This window comes from Stieleria tagensis (assembly GCF_024129865.1).
GTDB classification, from domain to species: domain Bacteria; phylum Planctomycetota; class Planctomycetia; order Pirellulales; family Pirellulaceae; genus Stieleria; species Stieleria tagensis.
The window spans coordinates 91,311-109,647 of the sequence record NZ_JAMYFE010000052.1 but is presented as its reverse complement, the minus strand read 5'-3'; the positions used below and the strand labels follow the sequence as shown (position 1 = coordinate 109,647).

Genomic DNA, 18,337 nt, shown 5'->3' with positions numbered 1-18,337 from the left:
CCAACGGAAGAACCATGTTTCGATTCAATACAAACTCGATCCGAGCGATGTGGGTGCGTGACAGTGTCTGCCTGGCGTGCACTTGCGTGACCGCTTTTTGCCTGGCCAATTTCTACTTGCCGATTGGCACCACGGCGCAGGCTGGCAAATACAACACCACGCTTGACATCGGTGACAAAGCGCCGGCATGGAAATCATTGCCGGGCACCGACGGCAAGGAACACTCGTTTGATGCGGTTTCCGATGCGAAAGTGATCGTTGTCGCCTTCACCTGCAACTCATGCCCGTATGCCGTCGACGCCGAAGATCGGCTGCAACAATTAACCAACACTTATCGCGATCGTGGCGTGTCCGTCATCGCGATCAACGTCAACACCGTTCAAGAAGATTTGTTGCCGGCGATGAAGCAACGAGCCGAGGAAAAAGAGTTTTCGTTTCCCTATCTGTTTGACGAATCACAGGAAATCGCCAAACAGTTCGGTGCGAAGTACACGCCAGAGTTCTTTGTCATCAACCAGCAACAACAAATTGTTTACATGGGTTCGCTGGACGACAGCCCGGATGGACGTGAAGTCACAAAAACTTACGTGGCCGATGCGATCGACGCTGTCTTGGCGGGAAAACAGGTCACCGTCACGGAAACGGTCCCGGTCGGTTGCCGGATCCGATTTGCTCGAGAACGAAGAACTCGAAAACGGTGACCCCTGATCCTTCCACCGCGGCCGACGATCCAGCGACCGGTCACCCGCATCGTCGTGATCGTCCCGCCATCGGCACCGCGGCTATCCTGACCGCCACAACGCTGGCATTTATTTCGGCGTTGGTGACCGTCACCCTGTTGCTGGTCAACGGGTCCCTGGTCTTGATCGCCCTAAACACTTGGGCCAAACAAGGACCGGCCTGGATGCAGCGACCGGGGTTCCTACAATTCATCCTGTTTGCTGCCCCGTTATTGCTGACCATTGTGCAGTGGATGACTTGGGACGCGATTCGCGGCATCTGGTCGCGTGAAACCGAATAACGAGAACTGATGCAGTTGTACATGATCCGGCACGCCGAAAGTGCCAACAATGCCTTGCCGAGCTACCAGCGCGTTGAGGATCCGGCGATCACCGCAGTGGGTCGACTGCAGGCCCAGCATCTGGCTGATTGGCTGAAAACACTGACGGCCGATGTGATGATCACGAGCCCGTTTCTACGGACGCTGCAGACCGCCGTTCCCGTGCTCAATGCGACGGATTATCGGTTGGACATCTGGCATGACGTGTTCGAACGCGGCGGTTGTTTTCGTGGTTTCGATGAAGCAACATTGGCCGGCGCGATGGGGATGGGTAAAAGCGAAATTTTACGCGCGATGGGGAACCATGCGCCACGCTGCTTGTTGGACGAAACCATCGACGACAATGGCTGGTGGGGCGGTCGTGATCGCGAAACCGAGCCAGCCGCCCAGCAGCGTGCCGAACAGGTCTGCCAACGATTACTGAAATCGTTCACAGAAAACCAAATCGTGGTGTTGCTGATCCACGCCGATTTAAAACGATTGCTGCTGACAGAAATGATGCAAGGCGACGTCAACGTTGCTCGACTGGGCCCCATTCGCAACGTGGGAATCACCAAAGTCAATCGCGTCGCGGGGAGTTGGCAATTGGATTACTTCAACAGCGTCTCTCATCTACCAGCCAAACTGATCACTGGCAACGAGCACTGAAATCAATCGCTCATGCGAAGCAAGCCGACACGGGTCTGCGGGTTCACCCCTCCGTTTGTTCTTTGCGGCGGCGATAGGTTTGCCAGCGGCCCATCAAAGTCACAAAGCTGGGGACCAGGATCGTGCGCACGTAGAACGTGTCGATCAACACGCCTAGCCCCAAGGCAAACCCAAGTTCAATGATGCCTCGCAGACCGATCGAGTTGTCGGTTTCGATGCCAACCAGATGCATGATCCCTGGCAACCAAGCCGACGCGGTCATACTGAAAAAGGTGGCTGCCATCACCATGCCACAGGCCGTGATGATTCCGCCGGTACGGGAAACCGCATGTCGCAACGCAGCCAACCAGCCACTGTTGCGCTGTTCTTCGACGATTCGAGTGACTAGATAAACGTTGTAGTCCTGGCCGACGGCGACCAGAATCACAAACAGGAACAGCGGCAGTTTCCAGTCCAGCCCGACGTACTGGTCGCCATAGATGCCGCGGAAAAACAATACCGTCAATCCCAGCGTGGCGTAGTAACTAAGCAACACAGTGAAGATCAAATACAGACACAAACCGAACCGGCGAATCACGGCAATCAGCACTAAAAAAACGGCGATCACCACCGCGATTTTGATCCGCTGGTTATCAGCGATCGTGACGCTGCGCAAATCGATAATCGACGGTGTCGTTCCGGCTAAATAGACACTCGATCCGCTCCACTGCGAATTCGGATCGTTGGCCAAATCACCCAAGGTGGTTCCGATGTTGGAAACACGATCGGCAGTGTCAATTGCAAATGGATCGCCAGTGACGATGACATCTAATCGGACCAGCCGATTCTGATACTCGGGGTTGTTCGAAAAGAAATAGTTTTGGGCAATGCGGTGCTGTTGCAAGGCGCGTCGCCGCCAGGCATCCCCACTCAGCAAACTCATTTCCCGATCAGGCGGAAAGTCCCCCAGCGGATCGTTCGCAGTCCGGACACCAACGACACCCTCCTGTTGATACAACAGGTTGGAAAGTGATTTGATTTTTTTCTTGAGTGCTTCCCGAGGTTCATCGTCCTTGCGAACCATCAAAATGGTCACGGGATTAATCTCGCCGACTTTGAAATGCTCAGCCAACAAGCGATAGCCACGCCGGCTTTGTGCTCCCGAATCTAATTGACTGCTCAGGTCATAGGTGACAGAGTCTTCGTTGGCCCAGCCGTACCACGCCGGTGCGGACAACAAAATAATGCCACCGAGGAACGCGACCAACGGCAGACGCGTCAATTTGATCGCAATCCAATCCCAAATCCCACCGCTTTGGGAACCGCCGCCGCCGCGTTTGGACTGGTCATTAGAATCCCGCGGTAGCCCGAACAACCCACGTTTTGGCGTGTCTTGAGGCCCCACCACGCCAGGCCAAAACACCTTGGGTCCCAGCGCCCGCAACAGGGCCGGCGCCAGCGTCAGACAGACTAGCAATCCGATCAACAAACAAATCGCAATGATCGGGCCGGTGTAATGGTATTTTCCAAACCGAGCAAACCACAACATCGCCAGACCAAACACGGTCGTCAACGCGCTGCCCAGCAAGGCCGACGTGACACCGGTCAGCGCCCGCTCACACGCCAACGGCCAATCGGCTTGGGCGGCTTCCTCGCGCAGCCGAGAAATCAAAAACAAACAGTAGTCCGTCCCCGCACCAAACAGGATCACCACAATAAAGATTCGACTGGTCGTGAACACACGCATGTCCAAACCCGGAATCAGCTCTCGAACCGACCAGTCCGTTAGCGTCGCTACCAGCGAGGTCGACACCGCCACGGCGACTCCGATCGAAAGCATCGGGACGGCGACCAGCAGAGGCGCGCGGTAGACCAAAATTAGAATCAACAGGATCATGATCACCGTAATCGATTCGGTGTATCGAATCGCGTCCCGCGCAGCGATCAATGTCTCTCCACCAATCGCCGCCGATCCAGTCATTTCCAATTGCAATGCGTGTTCAGGCGAATCGGGTTCGGCGAGTCGTGACGCGCTGTATTGACGAACACGCTGTAGCAGTTGACCAACCGCCTCGACCGTTTCGATATTCTCCGTCGCTGCGAGCTCGCTGCTCAGTTGCATCACTGCCAGTCGCGCCGACGGTTTGGAAAGTTGGCTGCCGATCAGAGTGTCGTCCCAGGACAACAGATCCAGCATGGACGACCAGGGGCCTAAATTGCGCTGTGCGATCGGAGCAGCAAGCGATTCGATCTCTGGCACCAAGATCAAAGCGTCTTGAGAATCGTTGTCGATCCGACGCTGATCTTCGCCCAACTGACGCAGCAACATTGCTCGATCAAAATAGGAAATCGCCATCCTCGGTTCGGTCAACGTCGGCGCAAGGTCGGGAACGTTGTCGGCGAACCGTTCGTAGAAGCGTTCGTCAACCGCGATCGAATGATCCAGTGCCTCGAGTGTCCGTTTCAACCACGGTCGCGCAGCTTCCGGGGCGTCGTCGATCGGACCGGATTCGTATCCGGAATTGATCGCATGCTGCCAACAGACTTCGGCCAGTCGGTGATGCAATCGCCGCAACAAATCATCACCGACCATCAACTGGTCGTGATCCAACGCGCCGCTACGGCGTCCCAGCACCAGCACGATTTGGCTGCGTGCACGTTTACCGGGAAACGCTTCATTGAGCACGCGTGCCGCGGCGATCGTGTTCATGTCCGCCGGCAGGTATTCGAAATCACCGTCATAGGCGATGTCTTTCCACTTCGGCGCCGTGACCACCAATAACATCGTGATCAACAGCCACACGACCAGCACCCACAACCAATGTGTTGTCACCAATCTCGCGAGTCGCTGGGTCAAATCGGCGAACATCGTGCGGAGCGTGTTTGGGGGTGGGCTAAAAGCATGGCGGGGGAGATGCTTAGCCTACACGACAAACGCTCAGTTGTGATGCAGGGGAAGACGCCTCCATTTTTCAACTATCGCCGCCCGGATTGACCGGTGGACTCGGCGCAGCCGGTTTAGGGGGTGAAGGACGCCCCCCTCCAAATGCTTTGAGCAGATTGTTGATGGAATCTTCGCTGGTATTGCCCGACAACGAGATGATTTGCATGTCGCCGGCCGGTTTGGCAGCCAAATCCAGCTTCTTGATCATCTGGACAACCAATTCCAACAGCGGTTCCCCTTCAGCACTGACCAGCAACGTGTTGCCGATTTCGTCGATCCCCATCGACAATTTGCCTTTGAAGGAAAAATCAACGTCTCCGCCATCGCGACCGTTTTCGCTGTCGATTAACCCGCTACCTTGCTTTTCGCGGCCCGAATTTTTTTCGCTCGCCCCCTTTGCTCCGCCACCGCCAGCACCACCACCGCCGCCGCCACGCCCACCTGTCTTGGCGAACGTTTTGTCATTGCTGCTCAACAGGTCTCGATACGCTTCTTTGACCGTTTCGGCGATCTTTTCGGCGCGTCCATATTCAATCGTGACCAAGTCGGTGTATCGCATGCTGCGCTTGTTGACCGGTTCGGAGACGTCCCACAATTCGATCAACTCACGAATCGTCCGCAACTGCGACGGCGTTGCGCCCGTGACCACGATCGTGTTCGTGTCGGGATCGTAAACGAACCGCAACTCGTTGTTTTTTCCTAGCCCGGCCGGACCATCATCGGAATTGTCGTCCAGATCAAACAGGTAGCGATAGAAACTGTTTGATTCGTTGTTGTCATCCTTTTCAGTCTCCTCAAAATACTCGACCAGATTCAAGCGGATATAACCGGCGGATTGATGTTTGATTTTAAACACGTGGTAGGGGCGTTTCGGTGGTGAAACTTGCAACATCAAGTTTTCCAACCGATCGAGCGCCTTGGTGTCTGAACCAAGCAACAGCAGGTTGCCTTCTTCATCGATTTGAATCTTGATCGGCGCGTGATCAGACGGGTCTCCCTGTTTCGCGGTGTTTGAATCGCCATCACGTGAATTGTCCTGACCGGCGGCGCCACGATTACCAAACATCCGATCGAAATCGGCAGCCGATTGGATCTCGGAATCGGCATTGGGTACGGTTTCATCACTCACGTCATCGTCGGAGGCTGTTGTCGGTGATTGCATCATGGTCAGACGCGCACCATTGCCAGCAACTTTTGACTGGAATTTTGACTGGGCGGAATCTCCCTTGCCTGCCGCATTGGTCTGAGTTGTATCGAGAGCGTCGATGGCATCGGATGGCTTGATGCTGGCATCTTCGTCATCGGCGGAATCCGGATCGGGGTCGATCACAACGGGATCGACAAATTCAGATTGATCGGGCAATTCCAGCGGTGCCTCGGACAACTGTGACCACTGCTGTTGCAAACGCATCAAGTATTTGTACGTTTCCGGACCTGATGACGCATCGATTCGCCGGACTGTTCGCGGGCTGCCACCGGGCGGCGGCAGTTCGCCTAATTTGATCAACAGGTTTCGCACCTGTTCCATTTCCGAGGGATTGGCCCACAACAGGACCTGGCGAAAACGAGCGTTGGCAGCCACGCGGAACTCGTCCTCGTTTTTGTCTTTGTCATCGTTGTTGCCGTAACCGTAGCCATAATACGAATAGCGCCGTGAATTATTGTTCTTGTCTTTGTCCTCTTCCTTTCCCATCAGGAACGAGATCGACTCGGCGACTTCGGTGGCATCCAGTCGGCGCAACTGCAACACTTCGAACTCCCGTCCGCTGCCGTCAAGTCGTTCAATCAAGCTGGCGATGATGTAGCGGTCGGCTGCGGATCCGGAAACAATCAATGCGCTGTTGGTATCATCGGCACGAATCCGAGTCGATGGCTCGAGCACATTCATTTCGCCAATGATCTCGATCAACTTTTCGGGATCGATTGACGAGAGCCGAAAGACCTGGACGCGAGATTCGATGTCCGACAGTGACGAGAGGCTTTGGCTGGGAACATCGATCCGGTGAATGAATTCTTTGGCGATCGCGATCCGATCGACCGGGGCGCGGATCAACACTGAATTCTGGCGAGTGTTGGCAACGATCGCGATCTCTGATTTTTTTGGTTCCGGGGTGGGCTTGCCGCCGTTGCGTTGAGCCATTTGTTGCATCATCTGCATTTGCTGGGGCGTCATCGGCGCACTCGATTTCTTCTCCACGCCCAAAAATTCTTCCAGCATCTTTTTGGCGGTTTCAGCCGGGATGTGTCGCAATTGAAATTCGGGGGCCAGCGCGTCACGACTGGATTGATTGCGTTCCTGTTCCAACAGCGCCGCGATCTGGCGCAAGTTGATTGCCGCGTCCATCGCTTCGATGCGATTGGTCGTTGTGAGCGCCGTCAATTTGCCATTGCTGCTGATCATCGGCTTGAGTTCTTCGGCCATCTTTTCGCTCGACAACCATCCGAGTTCCAAGGACGTTCGGACAAACGTATGCGGCATCAGATTGTCCAACTCGGTGACACTGACCCGCGGCACCATGGCCGGATTGATACCCTCGGTTTTGGCCACGGTGATCCCGCCAGGCATTTCCAACAACGTGTATCCGCGGGCCAATAAATGCCGATTGAATAAGTCTTTGGTTTCCGCGACCGAATAGCGTCCGGGCGAACGCAGATTGACTCGGTCGGCCGGAAGCTCTTGCCAGTCCAGTGGGCGGTCGGCGATCTGCGCGAGCCACTGCACCAGTTCGACCCAAGGTTGGTTGCGAAACTGGAACGCAACTTTCCCATCAGCTCCGACGGTGGCTTTGAGTTCTTGGGGGTCCGCGTCCGCAACGCTCTGGTCGCCACGGCGAATCACTTTCGGCTCCGCCGACTTCCCTTTCTTGCCCTCATCACCTTCTTTCTTATCACCCTCGGCGCCCTTGGCATCTTGGGGTGGACCAGGTTTTCCCGGCGGACCTCCGGGAGGGCCACCTCCGGGCTGGGCGACCGCCATGGGTTTGCCATCCGGGCCAATGGCCATGACGGCGGGTTCCTGGGCGGCCAGGTTCATCCGACCGCCGATGATTAGGACGCCTAGGGAGCAAAAAAGAAGAATAGAGTTTCGTATTGTCACCGAGCAGAACCGCAGTCTGGGGAATCGAAAGTTGGGCCGGTCGTACCCTGGTAGTATGCCTTGGGGCGACTACAGATACAAATAAGTTGCCGTGATCCAAGGAAGAAGACGTTCGAATGTAGACAATTTGTCTCCAAATCCTCAAAAATGACCATTTTTCCCAAAAGAACGCCTGACTCGGTGGGAAACGACGACTCGCCTGTCTCCGCAACGGCACGCCAGCGGCCACAACCGTGGAAAACCGAGTGGCGAAGATCTTGATTCAGGTTGCGTTCTCTTTACGCCAACGGCGTTAGACACACCAAGCCTTGGGTCAGGTCTTGTGACCGCAGCGAGCAAACCGCCACCCTAGGTTGCGAGCACCGGGAACACGCGCTGCCCTGTGAGATTCTGCGGGATTCGGCGGCAAAGCCGCCGAATCCCGCCGGGGAAAACGGTTGCATGTTCCCCCGGGGTTCCTGCCGNNAATGGGTGGCACGCGAAGCTGCACGACCTCCGGGGCGGGAGGGTGAAGAGATCGAGGCGGCAATTTTCCGAGTCATCTGCGTTGAAAAGGCTGTTTAGCGCTGGCTTCAAAACCGACGCGCCGCGCCTGCGATCAAAACGCAACTTCACTCGGCCGATGACAACTGCCAACACAATGCTAGCGACGCTCTAAATCGGGCTACCGAGCAGGCTCGCGTTTTTGTTAGATCATCAGGTTGCCGCAATGTCAGGAAGACTTGACCAGTTGCCGAAAGCACGCGAAGAACCACCCCGAAATGCCTACTCGGCTAACCCGATACATTTTGGCAGAGATCATGAAGATCTTTGTCGTTGCACTTTTCGCACTGACGATATTGATCCTATTGATCGTTGTCGGGCGGACGCTGCTACGTGAAGGTCTGGGACCGCTGGCGATCGTCAAGATCTTTCCCTTCGTGTTGCCGATCGCGTTGCAATTTGCGTTTCCTGCCACGGCATTGTTCGCGGTCTCGTGCGTGTACGGCCGGATGGCCGGCGACGGCGAAGTCGCAACGGTCAAAGCGTCGGGGATTTCACCGCTGAAGATCTTGCAGCCGGCGATGATCTTTGCCTTCCTATTGAGCCCGGTTTCGGTCTACATGAGCGACTTGGCGGTCTCCTGGGGGCGTCCGGGTGTCAACCGCGTGGTGATGCTGTCGATTGAAGACATCGTGTATCGCAAAATGCGAAGCCAGCACTCCTACACCGACGACGGGTTTTCGATCCATGTCCGCAACGTCAGCGGAAAGTGTTTGGAGTACCCGACGGTGACCATTCACAGTGGTGGCGAGCCGATGAAGCTGCAGGCCCGCGAAGGCCGGCTGACACTAGATGCCGAGAATGAAACGCTGTTGTTGGAATTGACCGATAGCCAATGGGACCGCGGCGGATCCATCAAGGGACTGTCTCCCGGGCGAACCGAAGTTCCGATTCCACTCTCACGCACCTTGCGGACGCCTGAACAGGACAACCGCCCACCGCGGGAGTTACCCCTGCGCCTGATCGAAGTCGAACGGTTGCGGCAAGACGCTCGCTCGCACGCTGCCATTGGCCAATTGGCGGCCCACACCGGATTTTCGATCCTGACCAGCCGCCCGGACGCGATCATCGGCCAGTCGGGGCAGAGCATGGTCAGCCAACTCGAAATGAGTCGCCGTCGGTTGACGAAACTGCGGATCGAACCCTGGCGTCGCTGGGCGGAAGGGTTCAGCTGTTTCTTTTTCGTTCTGATCGGCGCGCCGCTGGCGATGATCGGCCGGACCAGTGATTATTGGACCACCTTCGGCCGCTGTTTCTTGCCGACACTGCTGATGTATTACCCACTGTTCATCCTGGGATTGAACCAAGCCAAGGATGCTACCATTCCGCCCTACGGGGTTTGGCTGGGAAATATAGCACTTGGCGCGATTGGAGTGATTTTGATCAATCGAGTTCGCCGCTACTGAGCGCTTAACCGCTTGGCCGACTCGCCCGCTGTTAATCTGGGTTTAGAGTTTTCTGCCACAGCTCCCCCCCATTGATCCATTTTCACCAATCTCCCTACTGGGAACGTAACTCGATGCCTTCTGACGCCTGCCAAACTTTGCTTCAATCCATCTCGGACCACACCTGTACCGTGGGCGTCATCGGCCTGGGATACGTCGGATTGCCACTGATCGATGCGTTTATCAATGCCGGATTCAGCTGCCTGGGCTTTGACGTCGATCCGAAAAAGGTGTCCACGCTGCTTGAGGGCAAGAGCTACATCAAGCACATCGAAGACGCAAAGATCGGCAACTGGCTTGCCAAAGACCGTTTTGATGCGACCGCGGACATGGCCCGATTGGCCGAGCCCGATGTGCTGCTGATCTGCGTCCCGACACCACTGGATTCAGCCCGTGACCCTGACCTGCGCTACGTCGAAGGCACCTGCCAAGCGATTGCAAAAGTGCTGCGTGCGGGACAAATGGTGGTCTTGGAAAGCACCACCTATCCGACCACCACACGCGATGTGATGGTCCCGATCCTGGAACAAAACGGACTGTCCGCAGGAAGCGATTTCTTCGTCGCCTACAGTCCAGAACGGGAAGATCCAGGCAATCCAGACTTTTCTGCCGCAGGCATCCCCAAAGTCGTCGGCGCGATCAACGAAGACAGCTTGGCTTGCGCAACGGCGTTGTACGAATCCGCCGTCGCCGGCGTGGTTCCGGTCAGTAGTTGCGAAGTCGCCGAAGCCGCCAAAGTGTTGGAAAACATCTATCGCGCAGTCAACATCGCATTGGTCAACGAACTGAAAGTGTTGTTCGATGAAATGCAGATCGATGTTTGGGAAGTGATTAACGCAGCCAAAACCAAGCCGTTTGGCTTTCAAGCGTTTTATCCCGGACCTGGATTGGGCGGACACTGCATCCCGATCGATCCGTTTTATCTGTCTTGGTTGGCACGCAAGCAAGGCAGCAATGCACGGTTCATTGAGTTGGCTGGCGAGGTCAACCGTTCGATGCCCGGCTACGTGGTCTCGCGAACCTCGGAGTTCTTGAACGAGTTCCGTAAACCTGTGCGTGGCAGCAAAATCTGTTTGCTGGGCATGGCCTATAAAAAAGACGTCGATGACCCGCGTGAAAGCCCGTCGTTTGAATTGATGGAACTGTTGCTCGAGCAAGGCGCGGATCTGACCTATAGCGATCCACACGTTCCCACGCTGCCACCGATGCGGCACTATGACCTGCCGGAATTGCGCAGCCAATCGCTGACGCCGGAATTTCTAGCGTCTCAGGATGCCGTGTTGATTGCCACCGATCACAGCGCATTTGACTATGACCAAATTGTGGAACATGCCGCACTGGTGATCGACACGCGGAACGCAACGTCAGCGGTGACCGAGCATCGCGACAAGATTCGCAAGTGCTAAATGCATTAGCGATCGAGCCGTACTATGGCGGCAGCCACAAAGCGTTTTTAGACGGTGTCGTTGCGCACAGCCGACACCACTGGACGCTCGCGACGCTACCACCGCGGCATTGGAAATGGCGGATGCGATCGTCGCCCTTGGTGATATTAAAGGCGGTCGCGACAGCAATCGCCCAAGCCGGCGGACAGCCCGATATCATTCTCTGTAGCGACATGCTGGATGTCGCGTCCTGGTACGGCCTGGCGGCGCGTGACCCACGGTTTTGTGATTGGATCGGCCAGGTCCCGGTGATCACCTATTTCCATGAGAACCAGTGGGCCTATCCGACTTCGCCAGCGGCTCGACCCGACCATCATTATGGTTACACAAATCTGTTGACCGCGATCGCCTCGGATGAATGCTGGTTCAATTCCGAATTCAATCGACGCAGCTTCTTTGATCGCTCTGCTGATTTCGTACGCCGCATGCCTGACGGCCACTCAGATCATGATCTCCAGTCGGTCGAAGCGGCCAGCCGAGTGATCGCGCCGGGATTTGTGCCCCCGCCATTGAGCCCCCGTACTCGCGCGGCTGACAGCCCCATTCGCATCGGCTGGGTCGGTCGATTTGAACATGACAAACGCCCAGATCGCTTTCTAGCATTGCTGGAACAGTTGGCCGCACAGCCACTGAAGTTTCAATTGATCCTGCTGGGCCAACGAGGACGCGGCGGAGAAGGCCTCGACCAAATCCAGGCTCGGTTTCCCACCTGCATTTTGCACGACGGCTATGCGGTTTCCCGCGCCGAGTACGAACGACATCTCATGCAGATGGACGTCGTGGTCTCAACAGCCGATCATGAGTTCTTTGGCATCGCGATCTGTGAAGCCATTTGGTCAGGCGCGATCCCGGTCACGCCGAATCGACTCAGCTATGTCGAATACGTGCCCGATGAACTGCGATACGAATCCATCGACCAGGCCGCCCAAATCATCACCCACTTGAGCAGCCAACGATCACGCGGCAATGGGTCACTTGACCATTGGATGGAATCCTGTCGCAAACGCATCGCCAACTATCAAATCAGCAACGTCACCAGGCAGATCGACCAAGCGCTAACGCGCGTGGTCGGCTGAACACTGGATCGCCGCAGTTGCCAAACTGCCGAGTTTACTGTGGCAGTTCAAGCAGCTTGAACTGGGTTCTTTCATCGATTGCATCAAAGAAACCCGTTTGCACTTTGGCAGCCGTGCCGTCGGTCATGAACATCGCCATGATCCGCTCTTGCTGCTGCGAAAAGTTTGCCCTCAATTCGTCGAGGGTTGGTTGCAGGTTGGTTTGATGAACCACGTAGTAAACCCGTTCAGGCTCATTGGCCGCGACGACGTTCTCACCTTCTTTGGAGGAGAACACGGCTTCCATAAAGTCTTCGCCGACCGAGTCCAATTCGGGCACGTTACCGATGGTGACGCTGCCGAAGCCCACCATGTTCAGCCAACTGAAGGGGCCGATGTCTTTGAAATAGTTGTCCTTGCGATCTTCAGGCACCAATTCTTCTAACGAAGAAGCGTTGGCCTTCTCGGCGAGTGCCCCGGCGGCTTGCTTTGCCAGTTCACGAGCTTGGGCCGTTCGAATTGCCATCACCACTTCGCCACGCACCTCGTCCAATGGTGGCACATAGGAATCTTTTTCCTCGGTCTTCCAAGTCAAATAGGTGCGTTGCTTTTCGATATCAACCGAGACCACCGGGCGGTACAAGGCTTGTTTGAGCACTTGGCCTTCGACACCGAACATCATTGCCGTGAAAGGAACACCGCGCTGTGACAATGCGGTACCGGCTTCGTACGAATCCGCGATCGGCTCGTCGGCTAATGAAATTGGATCATGAGGTCCGATCACGCGGTACGTCAGCCCCAATTCATCGGCCATCGCTTTCAGATTTGGACGCTCCGGTGGCGAACCTGATTTCGTCGTGTCACTTTCGTAGATCGCTTTGCTGGCGAAGTATTTCTTCATTTCCGCACGGACTTTGTTGACCGCTTGGTCAAGCGCCACCCGGGCGTCGGCTTCGACCATCGATTCGGCGACCTGGACTTTGACATCTTCGAACGAGCGGTAACGCGGCTCGGCTTGCTCGGTGGTTTCCGTAGCAGCTTCAACTGCAACAGCTTCAGTCGCATCGGCAGCATCGTCGGCCACGGATTCCGTCGCCACTTCGACTTCCACCTCACCGTCCGCTTGCTCGTCTTGCATGACGACCAATTGCACGCCGTTGCGGTCACCGACCGACGACTGGTCTTCGTCGGCGGGGCTTTCTGAATCGGTTTCAGCAGCAGGCTCAGTTTCCGCGTCAGCTTCTGGCTCGGCGTCAGCTTCTGGCTCGGTAGCCGGCGGATCGGATTGCCCCGCCAGTTCCAGCTCTTTGGCAAATTCTTCGACCTGCTGTGCGTTCTCGGCGGCAGCTTTCTCGGCGGCAGCTTTTTCAGCGGCAGTGTCCGCTGCGGCAGTGTCTTCCGCAGCAGGTGATTCGGTTTTCGTTTCTGTTTCCGTTTCTTCGCTAGCGGCGTCCGCTTTCATTTCCGGTTCAGCCGGGGCTTCCGTAGCTGTTTCCGTAGCCGCGTCCGCTGCCGGTGCGGTTTGGGCGTCCTCGGACATTGCCGGCTCGGCGGGAGCAGCCGGCTCGGCGGGCAACTGGAATGCCCCCCCGGCTTTGCGGCGTTCGTATTCGGCTTTGATTTCTTCTTCAGCAAGCTTCGCGACCTCGGCGTCGCGGAAGGCTTGCATGTCGGCCATCACATATTCGAACGACGCGGTGTCGCGGCGACGGAATCCCGGCTCGGGGGATTGTTGGCTGGGATAACGATTCTTGCCTTCTTCGTAGACCGCCACAACATCGGCTTCGGCCGGGTTTTCATCGGTCTGGTCGATGTAATCATTGACCAACACACCGTAGGCGTTGACGGTGGCCTGTTGGTTCAGCTTCAGGAAATTTTTCCAGTGATCCAGTGGCGTTTGCAGGGGGAATTGACCGCGGGCGACGGTGGCGCTGGCGCCACGGAAATACAGTGCCGACAACAATTGCTTGCGCAACATGTCATACAGCTGATATTGGCCCATCGAGTTGTTGGTTTCTTTGCGGAGCATGGCAAACATTTCCCGCTCGCTGATCATTTCGTTGGTGTAACGTCCCAACCAGGCTTTGACCGCGGTGTCATCGAGTTCGAACCCTTCGCGCTGCGCCTCGGCAGCGAATTGCAGGGTACGGATAGAGGTTTCGTCACTGGGCGAACCGTTGATGCCGACCGACTGGATGCCACCGCTGCGTTGATCCAAAGCAAAACCGGGTACCAACGGGGTGCCACCGCGGCGAATGGTTTCCTCGGCCAGTTTCCGCAAGTACTGTACGGTGGCGTAGTGTTTCTGGGTGAACGAGTTGACTCGGTTGGCGGTCAACGAAATCCCGTCAAACTCCGCCAGCACCGGATCCGTCATGCCAGGCCCGCTTCGTTGCATGTACTCCGTAACGGTTGGCAACACCACAAAGGCGAACATGGCCAGCAGGATCAAAAAGGTCATCATGACCTTTTGATTGCGTCGAAACAGCTCCAGAGGACTCATAGCGAGGGCTTTCGGGGTAGGAAAAGAGTACGGGGTTGCGAAATGGGAAGCGGAAAGCGTATCGCCGGCGGTTTTCAAGGGTCAAGCCGGAATCAACCTGATTCGTGTCTGATCACCCGGGCTTTTGCTGCCAGCGGGCCGCTACGATGGCTTCACAACGGCAGCTTATTCCGGTTAGCGGATTGACGGCATCCAGTCTTTCTCGCTACCACTAAAACAAATTGGTCTTGATCTCCTGAACTCGAGAAGAACAGCTTTTTTTGATGGCTAAGAGCACTGGCAAAAGCTTGGTGATTGTCGAATCACCCGCAAAAGCACGCACGATCTCGAAGTTTTTAGGGTCTGCCTATCAGGTCGAGGCCAGTATCGGTCACGTCCGTGATCTGCCGGAAGGAAAGAAAGATGTTCCGGAAAAATATCGCGATCAGCCCTGGGCTTACCTGGGCGTCAACGTCGATGAAGGGTTCGCCCCGCTGTACATCGTGCCGGCGGAAAAGAAAAAACACGTCAGCAAATTAAAAGCGGCTCTGAAAGACGCCGACAACCTCTATCTGGCGACTGACGAAGACCGCGAGGGGGAGGCGATCAGTTGGCACCTGTACGAATTGCTGAATCCAAAAGTCCCCGTGCACCGGCTGGTTTTCCACGAGATCACCAAAGAGGCGATCACCGATGCGTTGGAAAAGACCCGCGAAATCGACCAAGCCTTGGTGCGTGCCCAAGAAACCCGGCGAATCTTAGACCGCCTGTACGGCTATGACATGTCGCAGTTGCTGTGGCGCAAGGTCGGCAGCGGGACCTCCGCCGGACGCGTGCAAAGCGTCGCCGTCCGGCTGATCGTCGAACGCGAACGCGAACGAATTGCGTTTGTGAAAGCCACCTACTGGGACATCGAAGCGGTTTTCCAGACGGCCGGGAACGAACCGCTGCCGGCAACGCTGACTCGCTACGACGGCCGTAAAGTCCCCAGCGGTAAAGACTTTGATTCGACGACCGGGCAGCCAAAGAAAAAGGACATGCTGCTGCTAAGCGAAGCGGAAACGATCGAATTGGCCGAAAAACTGCGGGCTTCCCAGTTCCAGGTCGGCAAGGTCGAAGTCAAACCGTTTTCCGAGCGACCGCGAGCTCCGTTTACGACCAGCACGCTGCAACAGGAAGCCAACCGAAAACTCGGATTTGGCGCCAAACGGACGATGGGTGCCGCTCAGAAACTGTACGAAAACGGTTTCATCACCTACATGCGTACCGACAGCACGATTCTGTCCAAAGAAGCCATTTCGGCTGCCAGATCACTGGTCCGCTCGGTTTATGGCGACAACTACTTGCACCCCGACGTCCGCGTTTACAAGGGCAAAGTGAAAAACGCCCAAGAGGCTCACGAAGCGATTCGCCCTGCAGGGACCAATTTCCGCACCCCGGAATCGATCCGCGGTGAACTGGATTCGGACCAATTCCGATTGTACGACCTGATCTGGAAACGGACCGTGGCCTGCCAGATGGCGGACGCCAAAAAGCAACGCATCAGCGTTTCGGTCGAAGGCGGCGGGGCCACCTTCACCGCCACCGGTACCAGCATCCTGTTCGAAGGCTTTCTGCGAGCCTATGTCGAAGGCAGCGACAACCCAGAAGGCGAACTGGCCGACAAAGAACGGATCTTGCCGAATGTCGCCGAAAACGACGCCTTGACGCCCGAAACGATGGATCCCAAGAGCCACACCACCCAGCCGCCGGCACGCTTCACCGAAGCCTCGTTGACCCGCACGCTGGAAGAGAAGGGTATCGGGCGACCGAGTACGTTTGCATCAATTATCGGCACCATCACCGACGAACGACGCAACTACATCGGCAAGAAAGGCAATGCGTTGGTGCCCAGCTGGCGCGCATTCAGCGTGACCCGACTGATGGAAGAGCACTTCGGCACACTGGTTGACTACCAGTTCACCGCCGACATGGAAGATTTCCTGGACTCGATCAGCCGCGACGAAGGTGGATCCGAAGAATACCTGCGACGGTTCTATTTTGGCGACGATGGACCGGCCAGCCCCGCCATCGAAAAATTGCAAGTCGACCACAATGTCGCACTCAAACCCCGGCTTGAAAAGAAGCTCGAGGAAATTGATCCACGGGTGACCGCACGCTTCCTGATCGGCACGCCGACCGAGGGCGAACACCGCGAAGAAGTCTTTGTGCGGGTTGGCAAATACGGCCCCTTCCTGGAGCAGGGCGAGCGAAAAGCTCCGCTGCCGGATGGATTGGCGCCTGACGAATTGGATTTAGCCAAAGCGATCGAATTGCTTGATGCCGGCCAGATTGAAGACGAACCACTGGGGATTCATGAGGAAACCGGCAAACCGATTTACATCAAAATCGGCCGCTTCGGACCCTACGTGCAGTTGGGCGAAGCCGATGATCCGGAGAAACGCAACCAGTCGCTGCTCAAGGGAATGGCGGCCGAAGACCTGACGTTGGAGATGGCCACCCAACTGTTACTGCTGCCGCGCACCCTGGGGAATTTCCCCGACAACGACAAACCGATCCAGGCCTTTGACGGTCGCTATGGACCCTACGTCAAATGCGAAAAAGACACCCGGTCACTGCCTGACGGCGTGTCACCGCTGGAAGTCACCTTGGACGAAGCCATCAAATTGCTGCGTGAACCCAAGCGTCGCGGTCGCGGCACACCCAAAGAACCGTTGAAGGTCTACGAAAAGCCGTCCCCGGTGACCGAGGGCGAGATGAAAGTCCTGGACGGGCGGTACGGACCCTACGTGACCGACGGCGAAACCAACGCGTCGCTGCCCAAGGGCGCCGACCCCAAAGAACTGACGTTCGAAGCCGCGCTGGACCTGCTGGCCGAGCGTGCGGCCAAGGGCGGATCGAAGAAAAAGAAAAAGAAGAAGGCCGCCAAGAAAAAGGCGACGAAAAAGAAAGCTGCCAAGAAGAAGGCAACCAAAAAGAAAGCCGCGAAAAAGAAGGCGACCAAGAAAAAGGGCGTCAAGAAAAAAGCCTAAATGGCGCGGATCGTGAAACGCACTACTCCGCGGAACCAAAACCGACTAAACTCCGCGGCCCATCCCATTCAAACCTGCTGTCAACTGACACCCATCCATTTTTCTGGAGCCTCCTATGCCGAGTGGCATCGAACGAGTTCGTGAAATCAAACGCCTGCGTACCCGCCGTAAAAAAGTTGCCAAACTGCTGGCCCGTGCCAAAGCCGGCACGATGGAAAAAGCAGAAGTCGCCCGCAAACTGCGTCGCATGACGCCCGGCGCTGACGTGATCATCGAGCGCGAAGGTCTGAAATCCTAAACGCTTGCTCAGCTGTACCAACGCAGCTGCCGTCCTCGAAGGCGGCTGCCCCCACCCGCTGCTGCTGATGCGGCGAGAACGTTGATGCCCCCGATGGACAGAGTGCCTGGACAAAGTGCCAGATCGGGTCACTCACGCCCCAATCGGTCCTGATACCGTGCGATCCGGTGTCCCCCGGATCCATGATTGAAGCTGCGTCTGCATCGCAAGCCGACACGTCAGCGAAGGACCGAGCGTGTTGAAGTTGCGCTTTTATGGTAACCCGACGCGTGAGCGCGGGATTGAGGGTGTTCGCGGGATCCCTCGCTG

Annotated in this window: 11 protein-coding genes; 8 read left to right on the top strand and 3 right to left on the bottom strand. The window is 56.4% G+C overall.

Translation table 11 applies throughout. The features are described 5' to 3' along the window. Positions 1 to 14: 14 nt before the first annotated feature. Genes NHH03_RS13385 through NHH03_RS13375 form a run of 3 tightly spaced genes read left to right on the top strand, consistent with a single transcriptional unit; the run spans position 15 to position 1,708 of the window. Positions 15 to 701: a thioredoxin family protein gene (locus tag NHH03_RS13385; protein WP_253156879.1), complete on the top strand. Its 687-nt coding sequence runs from the start codon at positions 15 to 17 to the stop codon at positions 699 to 701. Beyond that, positions 698 to 1,021, top strand: coding sequence for a hypothetical protein (locus NHH03_RS13380; protein ID WP_253156877.1), 324 nt, complete (start codon positions 698 to 700; stop codon positions 1,019 to 1,021). Before NHH03_RS13385 ends, NHH03_RS13380 begins: the two co-directional genes overlap by 4 nt. 9 nt (positions 1,022 to 1,030) lie before the next feature. Further along, the gene (locus tag NHH03_RS13375) at positions 1,031 to 1,708 is read left to right on the top strand and encodes a histidine phosphatase family protein (RefSeq protein WP_253156876.1); all 678 of its coding nucleotides are present in this window, start codon (positions 1,031 to 1,033) and stop codon (positions 1,706 to 1,708) included. A gap of 43 nt (positions 1,709 to 1,751) precedes the next feature. Here the strand turns inward: NHH03_RS13375 and NHH03_RS13370 are convergent, their stop codons facing one another. Both NHH03_RS13370 and NHH03_RS13365 read right to left on the bottom strand, forming a co-directional pair. Then, the gene (locus tag NHH03_RS13370; protein ID WP_253156874.1) at positions 1,752 to 4,556 is read right to left on the bottom strand and encodes an MMPL family transporter; all 2,805 of its coding nucleotides are present in this window, start codon (positions 4,554 to 4,556) and stop codon (positions 1,752 to 1,754) included. A 103-nt stretch (positions 4,557 to 4,659) separates the two neighbouring features. Then, on the bottom strand, positions 4,660 to 7,635 hold the full coding sequence (locus NHH03_RS13365) for a secretin N-terminal domain-containing protein (protein WP_253156872.1): 2,976 nt from the start codon (positions 7,633 to 7,635) through the stop codon (positions 4,660 to 4,662). Between the two features lie 854 nt (positions 7,636 to 8,489). On the opposite strand from NHH03_RS13365, the gene NHH03_RS13360 reads away from it, so the two are divergent. From NHH03_RS13360 to NHH03_RS28185, 3 genes are all read left to right on the top strand, one after another. After that, on the top strand, positions 8,490 to 9,677 hold the full coding sequence (locus NHH03_RS13360; RefSeq protein ID WP_253156871.1) for an LptF/LptG family permease: 1,188 nt from the start codon (positions 8,490 to 8,492) through the stop codon (positions 9,675 to 9,677). A gap of 113 nt (positions 9,678 to 9,790) precedes the next feature. Beyond that, a complete protein-coding gene (locus NHH03_RS13355; protein WP_253156869.1) occupies positions 9,791 to 11,122 on the top strand; it encodes a nucleotide sugar dehydrogenase in 1,332 nt (443 codons plus the stop codon). After that, positions 11,116 to 12,237: a tRNA-queuosine alpha-mannosyltransferase domain-containing protein gene (locus NHH03_RS28185; protein ID WP_253156863.1), complete on the top strand. Its 1,122-nt coding sequence runs from the start codon at positions 11,116 to 11,118 to the stop codon at positions 12,235 to 12,237. The genes NHH03_RS13355 and NHH03_RS28185 overlap by 7 nt, the downstream gene beginning before the upstream one ends. 34 nt (positions 12,238 to 12,271) lie before the next feature. Here NHH03_RS28185 and NHH03_RS13345 read toward each other — a convergent pair whose 3' ends face one another. Continuing rightward, positions 12,272 to 14,719, bottom strand: coding sequence for a hypothetical protein (locus NHH03_RS13345; protein WP_253156862.1), 2,448 nt, complete (start codon positions 14,717 to 14,719; stop codon positions 12,272 to 12,274). Positions 14,720 to 14,982: 263 nt separating this feature from the next. Between NHH03_RS13345 and topA the strand changes: the two genes are divergently transcribed. Both topA and NHH03_RS13335 read left to right on the top strand, forming a co-directional pair. After that, positions 14,983 to 17,730, top strand: coding sequence for a type I DNA topoisomerase (gene topA / locus NHH03_RS13340; RefSeq protein ID WP_253156861.1), 2,748 nt, complete (start codon positions 14,983 to 14,985; stop codon positions 17,728 to 17,730). 115 nt (positions 17,731 to 17,845) lie between these two features. Continuing rightward, positions 17,846 to 18,028: a DUF6800 family protein gene (locus tag NHH03_RS13335; protein ID WP_253156860.1), complete on the top strand. Its 183-nt coding sequence runs from the start codon at positions 17,846 to 17,848 to the stop codon at positions 18,026 to 18,028. The last annotated feature ends 309 nt before the right edge of the window (positions 18,029 to 18,337 follow it).